The organism is Acinetobacter sp. 228, assembly GCF_048147885.1.
Window position 1 is genome coordinate 1 of the sequence record NZ_JAYWYV010000179.1, and the last position, 1,613, is coordinate 1,613.

General features: G+C 41.6%; 1 protein-coding gene. It reads left to right on the plus strand.

What is annotated here, in order from left to right:
- Positions 1-1,613 (plus strand): acyl-CoA dehydrogenase family protein (locus VXQ92_RS17120; RefSeq protein ID WP_416682625.1); only part of this gene is annotated, 1,613 nt, incomplete at both ends.

The window sequence follows — 1,613 nt, forward strand, 5'->3', positions numbered from 1 at the left end:
TACAAAACTTTATCAAATGGTGAAAGTGCAGATCCTGATACAGTAGATATGATTCTTGAAGGTGCAGCAGATTATTGTGAAAATGTACTGTCTCCACTTAACCAATCTGGCGATGAAGAAGGTTGCCATTTTGACAACGGCGAAGTTAAAACACCAAAAGGTTTTAAAGAAGCTTATGACCAGTTTGTAATGGGTGGCTGGCAAGGCCTTTCTTATCCTGAAGAATTTGGTGGTCAAGGCCTACCAATGTCTTTAAATCTGATTAAATCAGAGATGATGGGTACTGCGAACTGGTCATTTACCATGTATCCAGGTTTAAGCTCAGGCTGTATGAATACTATTTTGCAATTCGGTACAGATGAGCAAAAACAAACGTATATGCCGAAACTTGTTGAAGGTACATGGAGCGGCACAATGTGCTTAACCGAACCTCAATGTGGTACAGACTTAGGTCAGGTAAAAACCAAAGCTGAACCACAAGCTGACGGCACTTATAAAATTTCTGGTACAAAAATCTTTATTTCTGCCGGTGAGCATGATTTAACAGAAAATATTATTCATATTGTGCTTGCACGTCTTCCAGATGCACCAGCAGGTACTCGTGGTATTTCATTATTTATCGTCCCTAAATTTATCCCAACTGCGGATGGCGGCGTAGGTGAACGTAATACTGTAAGCTGTGGTTCAATCGAACACAAAATGGGTATCCGTGCTTCTGCAACTGCTGTATTGAACTTTGATAATGCAACAGGTTACCTCATTGGTGAAGTAAACAAAGGCTTACATGCCATGTTTACCTTTATGAACACAGCGCGTATTGGTACTGCGGTTCAAGGTATTGCCCATGCAGAGTTATCTTTCCAAGGCGCTCTACCATATGCCAAAGAACGTATGTCTATGCGTGCCCTTTCAGGTAAAAAAGATCCAGATAAAGTTGCTGATGCAATCATTCACCATGCTGACGTACGCCGCATGTTATTAACTCAAAAAGCAATCGCTGAAGGTGGTCGTTCAATGATCTACTACGCAGCACAGCTTGCTGACAAAATGACAGATGCTTTGACACGCGGTGACCAAGCTGCATTTGAAGATTATGACGATAAACTTGGTTTCTATACACCAATTTTAAAAGGTTTCTTGTCCGAGCTTGGCCTAGAAGCTGCTAACCACGGTATGCAAGTGTACGGCGGTCATGGTTACATCAAAGAATGGGGTATGGAGCAAATCGTACGTGATGCCCGTATCTCTACTCTGTATGAAGGAACAACTGGTGTTCAAGCACTTGATTTGATTGGTCGTAAAGTGTTGTTAAGCTCAAAAGGTAAAGTAGTTCGTGAATACACTGCTGAAATCTTAAAGTTCTGTGCTGCACATGCTCGTAATAAATACTTACGTCGTTTTGCTTGGGACTTAACAAAGCTTTGTGCTCAGTGGAACACTTTAACTGTTCGTATCATGCTTGCTGCACGTAAAGACCGTGACATCGTATCTTCTGCTTCTGTAGATTTCTTGATGTTCTCAGGCTATGTGATGATGGCTTATTTCTGGGCACAACAAGCAGTTGTCGCTTCTGAAAAATTAGAAGCAGGTAATGGCCAAGAAACTCCTGAGTT